Genomic DNA, 7,193 nt, shown 5'->3' on the forward strand with positions numbered 1-7,193 from the left:
CGCCCCTAAAGCCTTGACGGAACAGGCCGATAACCTGTTATCCCCTGTTCCCCATCGAAGGTCACCATGGCCAAGCAAAATGCCCGCGCGGACGCGTTGTCCCTGCTGTTGTTCACCCTGCGCAGCGGCAAGCTGATGGCAATCAACCTGCTCAAGGTCAGCGAAATCATTCCGTGCCCGGCGCTGACCAAGCTTCCCGAGTCCCACCCCCATGTCAAAGGCGTAGCGACCTTGCGCGGGCACCCGCTGTCGGTCATCGACCTGTCCCGCGCCATCGGCGAGCGACCGCTGGCCGACCCCAACGGAGGGTGTTTGATCGTCACCGAGATCAGCCGCTCGCGCCAGGGCCTGCACGTGCAGGCGGTCAGCCGCATCGTGCACTGCTTGAGCACCGACATCAAACCCCCGCCTTACGGTGCGGGCAAACAGTCGTTCATCACCGGCGTCACCCGTGTGGACAACACCTTGGTGCAGGTGCTCGACATCGAGAAGGTCATTCACGGCATCGCCCCGGCACCCGTCGAATCGCCCGCCAGTGGCCTGAGCGTCGAGGACGCCAGCCTGCTGGCCGCCGCCAACATCCTGGTGGTCGACGACAGCAACGTCGCCCTGCAACAGTCGGTGCATACCCTGCGCAACCTGGGGATCGAGTGCCGTACCGCCCGCAGTGCCAAGGACGCCATCGGCATTCTGCTGGAGCTGCAAGGCACGGCGCAGGAGATCAATGTCATCGTCTCGGACATCGAGATGAGCGAGATGGACGGCTATGCCTTCACCCGCAGCCTGCGCGAGAGCCCCGATTTTCAGCACGTGTACGTGCTGCTGCACACCTCGCTGGACAGCGCCATGAGCAGCGAAAAGGCGACCCAGGCCGGGGCCAACGCCATCTTGACCAAGTTCTCGTCCCCCGAGTTGACCAACTGCCTGGTGGTGGCGGCGCGGGCCGTGGTCTTCGCTGAGCGCTGACCTGCCAGTACGGCTGCGGGTTTGCCCCTCGGACTGACTGGGGCATACTTCCAGACCCTCTCGCAACCAGCAGGAAGCCACGCATGAAACGTATCAGCCTCATCCTGATCAGTTGCGCCCTGTTCAGTGGCCTCGTCCAAGCCTCCAGTAGCCAGGCCTGGAACGAGCACCGCCAGCAAATGCTCAAGGCCTGCCTGGCTGCCAGCCAGTTCAAGAACGCCCATGCTCGCGGCAAGCCCGCCGAGTTCGACGATCAGACCGGCATGAGCGCACTGCTGGTCGAAGGCGTGTACCCGCAAAAGCACATGAAGCAGCGTACCGGTACCGAGTTGTGCTTGTATGACCGCAAGCAGCAGCGGGCGTATGTAAGTGAATGGAGCCCGCAAACCAAGTGAGCGATAGCCTGCGTTTCGCCTGCACCGGCTGCGGCAAGTGCTGCAGCGGCCACCATGTGCCCCTGACCCTGGTCGAGTCGCAGCGCTGGGCCCGCGACGGCGGGCAGGTGATCGTGCTGATAGAGGCATTCATCGTCGACGGCCCTGGCATGCCTCCTGAGCAACGCGAACATGTGCTGTTGCGCTCTCACGCCGTGCCCAGTGCCGACGGCCAGATCCGGGTGTCGGTAACCTTCGCAGCCTTCAACCCTGGCCGCTGCCGCTATCTGGACGACAACGACCTGTGCGCCATTTACGACCAGCGCCCACTGGTGTGCAGGATCTATCCGGTTGAAATCAACCCGCACATCCCCTTGCGGCCCGAGAGCAAGGATTGCCCGCCTGAGGCCTGGCAACAGGGGCCTGAGCTGATCCACGGCACGCAATTGGTCGATGCCCAGTTGCGGGCGTTGGTGCAGGCCTCTCGGCAGGCAGACAGGGAGGACATCGCGGCCAAGGTGGCGGTCTGCCATGCACTGGGCATGACGACTAGCGCGCTTAAAGGCAACGGCTTTACTGCTTACTTGCCTGACATGCAGGCGTTTGCCACAGCTCTTGCAGATCAGCCTCAGGACACCTGGTGTTCTTGGGCTCTGCATGTCGAGGATGCGGCATTGCAGGCACAGTTACAGGCGGTTGGGGTGCAGGTGACCGACCAGCCACCGGTTTATTACGCGTTTATCGGGTTCTAGGGGCGGGCCGCTTTGCGGCCCTTCGCGGCCGGTCCGGCGCCCCGGCAAGGCCGCACACATTGATCGTGTGAATGCTGAGTTTCTGGCTCGCCGGGCGTTGTGGCAACTGTCTTGCACCGCCTCGCACAGCCCACAAGTGACAAGGTGGGAGCGGCCTCGCCGGGGCGCCGGACCGGCCGCGATGGGCCGCGCAGCGGCCCCGGCAATGTGAGCTGCGAAGCTGAGTACCTGAAGCCGCCACCTTCGTGGCCGTTCTGGCCAAGGCAAGCGTGCGCTCCGACCACGTCCGGCAAACGTCTGAAGGTGGTGCACCCTAATGCCCACTCTGAACCTCGGCTCTCACTATTTCCCTAAAAGGCTCTAAACCGGGCATTTCAAAGAAAATCCCCGCCATTCCAGCCCCGATACTTACCTTTTACGCAACAGTGCTTATCCAACTTCGCTCTGTTTACACTGCCTCCACACGACTAACTTTACCCCTGTCCTCATTAGCACTTGCACCGCAAGAAGGTAGTTAGAAATGTCCAACAGTATGGGTATTGCCAGCGTGTTCGTCCTGTCGTCCCTGTTGTTGTCCCCCCTGGCCATGGCCGAAGAGTCGCCTGCATTCGTGGCCCGCAACGCCGAGTTTGCGGCGGCCCATCAGGACGCCCGTGAAACAGTGGCCACACAGCATGCCGACACCGTCAAAGGCTCGCCACAGACAGCGTCCAAAGCGGTTGTCGATACCGACGCCGACAGCTGAGCCTACGCCTCGGCGCGTTCAACAGGCGCCATGGGATTCATCTGTTTCAATATGTTAGCCTCTAAAAGCCGCTGCCCTATCAGCGGCTTTTTTTCGTATGCGCTGTGTTTTTTCCTGGCAGTTTTGTCATGCGCCAAGCATGACCATCCCTTATAACAAGCACTGCCCCGCCTACCGATCAAGGAGTCTATACCGGTGTCTTTCGCGTTTCGCTTCACCCCGCTTTTCATTGCGCTCAGTGCAAGTATTCCCGTCACGGCTCAGGCCACCGATGACAACGCCGAGGGTTTCGTCGAGGGATCGTCGTTGAACCTGCACCTGCGCAATGCTTATTTCAACCGCGATACCCACAATCACGGTGCACGCGATACGCGGGAATGGGGTCAAGGGGCAGTGGCGCGCTTCGAATCCGGTTACACACCAGGCACTGTCGGTTTCGGTCTGGACGCGCACGCCATGCTGGGGGTGAAGCTCGACGGTGGTGGTGGTCATGCAGGCACCAGCATCCTGCCGACCCATGTGAACAGCGACGGTGAACTGGGGGCAGCCCCGCATTCGTTTTCCACCGCAGGCGCGGCGCTCAAGCTCAAGGCGCTGGACACCGAGTTCAAGGCCGGTGACCTGTTTTTGACCAACCCCGTGATCGCCGGTGGCGAAACCCGCATGCTGCCGCAGACGTTCCGGGGTATCAGCCTGACCAACACCAGCGTCGAAGGGCTGCTGCTTGAGGGTGGCAAGGTCAGTTTCACCAAGCCCTACAACCAAAGCGGCCATCGCCGTATCGACACCTACTACGGCTCACTGGATGAGCGCGGCAAGAGCAAGCACCTGAGCTGGGCGGGCGCAGCCTGGAGCGGTACACCCAACATCACGACCAGCGTGTATGCGGCTGAACTGAAGGACATCTGGAACCAGTACTACGCCGACTTCGACTACACCTATGTGGTCAACGAGCAGGTCAGCCTCAACCCTGGCGCCCACTTCTACCATACGCAAGACACAGGCCGGGCCTTGCTGGGCAGCATCGACAACAACACCTACAGCCTGCACCTGACCCTCAATGCAGGCGCTCATACCGTGACCGCCGCCTATCAGCGGGTTAACGGCGATACGCCGTTCGACTACATCAACCTCGGAGACAGCGTCTACCTGGACAACTCGCGCATGTATTCGGATTTCAACGCGCCGAACGAGCGGTCCTGGAAACTTCAGTACGGGTATGACTTCGCCGGTCTCGACCTGCCTGGCCTGAGCGCATCGCTGTCGTACTCGCGGGGCAAGGCCGACCTGACCAAGGCCGCCCAGGACAACAGCCATTACGACTACTACCGGGCTGAGGGCAAGCAGGCCCAGCACTGGGAACGCGACCTGGACATCAAGTACGTGTTCCAGGAAGGCGACCTCAAAGACCTCTCGGTGCTGGTCCGTTACGCCACGCACCGCGGCGGCCAAGGCTACGCCTCAATCGACGGCAACAGCAACAACGACGAAGTGCGCGTCATCGTCGACTACCCCCTGAACGTGTTCTGACAGCCTGGTGCAGACACTGGCTAATCCGCGCGGCAGAGTGATCCCTGCCGCACGGTGATTCCGTCGGGCGAACTTGTCCGACAATCACCACTTGCCTAGAATGTCGCCGCCGCAAATGGCCCCCAGCAGTCGCGACCATGCCTACCTCACCGTTACGCCTCGCCTCTTCCCGGTCGCACCCTGAACTGGCTCTCGTGCTGGGCAGTTGCCTGGCCGTGCTCGCTATCGTGGCCATCGTCAGCTACTTGCTGATGCGCGAGCGTGAGAGCGTGGAGCAATCGGCCGTACGCTCGGCCAACAACATCGTGCAATTGATCGAAAGTGACATCCTGCGCAATGTCGAGCTTTATGATCAGGCCCTTCAAGGGTTGATCTGGGCGGTAGGCCGCAAGGAGCTGCCCTCGGTACCCGGCCCCCTGCGCCAACGGCTGCTGTTCGATGACGCCTTCGCCGACCGCAAACGCGGGGATGTACTGTGGCTAAACAGCAATGGTGACGTGGTAGGTGATTCGACCAGCAGCGTACCGCGCAAGGCCAACTTCCGGGACACGGGCGTATTCCAGACCCACCTTCACAACCCAAACACCGCCCTGCTGGTGGGGCCGCCGTTCAAGGCCCGGTTGGGCGACCTGGACTGGTGCATCAGCTTCAGCCGGCGCATCACCGACCCGAACGGTAATTTCGCCGGGATTGCGGCTGGCGCACTGCGCCTTGGCTATGTCACCGATCTGTTCAAACGCCTGGATATCGGCGCCAACAGCAGCGTGAACCTGTTCAACGTCGAAGGCCAGCTACTGGCCCGCCAACCCATGGGCCCGTCCGACCCATCTGTGGGCAGCCAGTACGCCGGCAAGCCTAATTTCCAGCGAATACTCGGGCAACAAAGTGGCAGCTTCGTCGCGGCCTCAGCCGGGGATAACAGCGAGCACATGTATACCTTTGCCCGGGTGGGCGACCTGCCGCTGATCGTGCTGGTGGTGCATGCCACCGACGAGGTGTTCGCGTCCTGGCGCCGCACGGCGCTGCTGGTCAGCGTCGCCACCGGGCTGCTGTGTGCAGGGATCATCTGGTTGACCTGGTTGCTCGGCCGGGAGCTGCGTCGGCGCTACCAGGCTGAACAGCGCCTGGCGACCTTGGCCGCGACCGACAGCCTGACCGGCCTGGCCAATCGCCGGCACCTGGACCAGGTGCTGCGCCATGAATGGGCACGTGCCCAGCGTACCCGCCAGCCACTGACGGTGCTGATGGTGGATGTGGATCATTTCAAGGCGTTCAATCAGCGCCACGGCCATGCGGGCGGTGATCACGCACTGCGCGAGGTGGCCAAGGCCATCGAAGCCTGCATCCGTCGACCGGCCGATCTGGCCGCTCGGTATGGCGGGGAGGAATTTCAGGTGGTGCTGCCAGAAACCGACGTGGAAGGAGCACGGACGCTGGCAGAACGAATATGCCGCAGCGTCGAGCGACTCGCTCCTTTCGGCGACGATACCCAGCCGGTCACGGTGAGCATCGGCATTGGCAGCCTCAACGCAAACACCCAGCAGGGCCTTGCAGCCATGCTGGGTGGTGCGGATGAAGCGCTCTACCGGGCCAAGGCCAAGGGCCGCAACCGGGTAGAAGGCCCGGTCACTTAGGACTGGGCGCGGACCTTGTCACGCAGCGCTTTTACTTCATCGTGGTTTTTCTGCACGCCTTGCAGCTGACGATCAACCAGCACCAGGCTGTTGGCAGCAGCAGGAACGTTGAGTTTGGTGAGCTTTTCACGCGCTTCACGGTATGCCTTGAGGGCATAATCCTGGCCACGCTCGGTCTCGTTCATCACCGCTTCATCATCGTGACTGGTGAAGGCTGTCTTGATTTCGATCCAGGCACGGTGCAGGTCACCGGTGAAGCTGGTGGACGTCTCCGGGTCACCGCCCAAGTGACGGACCTCGGCCTGAAGCTCCGAAACAGCTTGGCCACAACCAGCGGCGCGCTCGGTCAAGAAGGCTTTGAGGCTTGGATTCTTAACGTCTTCTGCCGATTTCAGAAAGCCTTTCTGGCCGTCTTTGCTGTATTCGATCAGGTCGTTGAGAATATCGATCACGTCTTTGTTGGTATCGCTCATGACTCAAACTCCTTGAGGGTTGATGAGTAGACAGGAGCAGCCTTCGTGCCAGCTTATGAAAAAAAATAACTACTTATAAATCAACAGGTTAAAAGATAACGGCAAATTGACATACGTCGCGTTATGCATGATCCGCTTCGATTGGTCGTGCAGTTTGCAGTATGGTGAGCGTCTTTTGGACGAGCGCGAAAATGTTCAACCCGGAACGTCTCGAACTGTTGGTGACTCGCAGTATGCCGTTTGGCAAATACCAAGGTCGGATCATTGCCGACCTGCCGGGCGATTACCTGGCGTGGTTTGCGCGCAAGGGCTTTCCTACAGGGGAGCTGGGGGAGTTGCTGGCCTTGATGCATGAAGTCGACCATAACGGTCTGAGTGACCTGCTGGTGCCATTGCGGCGCAAGCATGGGTGTTGAGCGGGTTCGCCGACCGTGCCCTCGTTGAACGGCACTGTATGGGGCTGAAATATTGGACTGCTTCGCAACCCATCGCGGCACAAGGCCCCTCCCACAAAGTTGTGTGAGCCAGGCACTCAGGCGTCACGCGGTCAGTGTGGGAAGCGGCCTTGTGCCGCGATGGGCCGCGTAGCGGCCCCCAGATTTCAGCTTCGCAGCTCATATTGCCTGGGCCGCTACGCGGCCTATCGCGGCGCAAGGCCGCTTGTATGGTTAAACTTGAAGGGGTGGTGGGACGCTAAAGCCGATTCTGACTGTCAGCAG

General features: G+C 61.1%; 8 protein-coding genes. 7 read left to right on the forward strand and 1 reads right to left on the reverse strand.

The genetic code is table 11. The features are described from left to right. Window positions 1-66: 66 nt before the first annotated feature. The 6 genes from FS767_RS05225 (at window position 67) to FS767_RS05250 (ending at window position 6,001) form a co-directional block, all read left to right on the forward strand. Window positions 67-966: a chemotaxis protein gene (locus FS767_RS05225; protein ID WP_144964456.1), complete on the forward strand. Its 900-nt coding sequence runs from the start codon at window positions 67-69 to the stop codon at window positions 964-966. An 83-nt stretch (window positions 967-1,049) separates the two neighbouring features. Beyond that, window positions 1,050-1,361, forward strand: coding sequence for a hypothetical protein (locus tag FS767_RS05230; protein WP_144964457.1), 312 nt, complete (start codon window positions 1,050-1,052; stop codon window positions 1,359-1,361). After that, window positions 1,358-2,092, forward strand: a complete 735-nt coding sequence (locus tag FS767_RS05235; RefSeq protein WP_144964458.1) for a YkgJ family cysteine cluster protein — start codon at window positions 1,358-1,360, stop codon at window positions 2,090-2,092. Before FS767_RS05230 ends, FS767_RS05235 begins: the two co-directional genes overlap by 4 nt. A 520-nt stretch (window positions 2,093-2,612) precedes the next feature. Then, on the forward strand, window positions 2,613-2,837 hold the full coding sequence (locus FS767_RS05240; protein ID WP_144964459.1) for a hypothetical protein: 225 nt from the start codon (window positions 2,613-2,615) through the stop codon (window positions 2,835-2,837). Window positions 2,838-3,032: 195 nt separating this feature from the next. After that, the gene (locus tag FS767_RS05245; RefSeq protein WP_144964460.1) at window positions 3,033-4,367 is read left to right on the forward strand and encodes an OprD family porin; all 1,335 of its coding nucleotides are present in this window, start codon (window positions 3,033-3,035) and stop codon (window positions 4,365-4,367) included. A 137-nt stretch (window positions 4,368-4,504) separates the two neighbouring features. Continuing rightward, a complete protein-coding gene (locus FS767_RS05250) occupies window positions 4,505-6,001 on the forward strand; it encodes a diguanylate cyclase domain-containing protein (protein WP_144964461.1) in 1,497 nt (498 codons plus the stop codon). On the opposite strand, the gene FS767_RS05255 is transcribed toward FS767_RS05250, so the two are convergent. Continuing rightward, window positions 5,998-6,474, reverse strand: coding sequence for a PA2169 family four-helix-bundle protein (locus FS767_RS05255; RefSeq protein ID WP_023534674.1), 477 nt, complete (start codon window positions 6,472-6,474; stop codon window positions 5,998-6,000). The two genes, FS767_RS05250 and FS767_RS05255, sit on opposite strands and share 4 nt — an antisense overlap. A gap of 191 nt (window positions 6,475-6,665) precedes the next feature. Between FS767_RS05255 and FS767_RS05260 the strand changes: the two genes are divergently transcribed. Beyond that, window positions 6,666-6,890, forward strand: a complete 225-nt coding sequence (locus FS767_RS05260; protein ID WP_058605846.1) for a DUF3820 family protein — start codon at window positions 6,666-6,668, stop codon at window positions 6,888-6,890. Window positions 6,891-7,193 lie beyond the last annotated feature (303 nt).

This window comes from Pseudomonas sp. DE0010, from assembly GCF_007680745.1.
In the GTDB taxonomy this organism is placed as follows: domain Bacteria; phylum Pseudomonadota; class Gammaproteobacteria; order Pseudomonadales; family Pseudomonadaceae; genus Aquipseudomonas; species Aquipseudomonas parafulva_B.

What these genes read in the sequence shown, in the direction of transcription:
- FS767_RS05225 (WP_144964456.1), top strand. Translation starts at nt 67, where the DNA reads ATGGCCAAGCAAAATGCCCGCGCGGACGCGTTGTCCCTGCTGTTGTTC.
- FS767_RS05230 (WP_144964457.1), top strand. Translation starts at nt 1,050, where the DNA reads ATGAAACGTATCAGCCTCATCCTGATCAGTTGCGCCCTGTTCAGTGGC.
- FS767_RS05240 (WP_144964459.1), top strand. Translation starts at nt 2,613, where the DNA reads ATGTCCAACAGTATGGGTATTGCCAGCGTGTTCGTCCTGTCGTCCCTG.
- FS767_RS05250 (WP_144964461.1), top strand. Translation starts at nt 4,505, where the DNA reads ATGCCTACCTCACCGTTACGCCTCGCCTCTTCCCGGTCGCACCCTGAA.
- FS767_RS05255 (WP_023534674.1), bottom strand. Translation starts at nt 6,474, where the DNA reads ATGAGCGATACCAACAAAGACGTGATCGATATTCTCAACGACCTGATC.
- FS767_RS05260 (WP_058605846.1), top strand. Translation starts at nt 6,666, where the DNA reads ATGTTCAACCCGGAACGTCTCGAACTGTTGGTGACTCGCAGTATGCCG.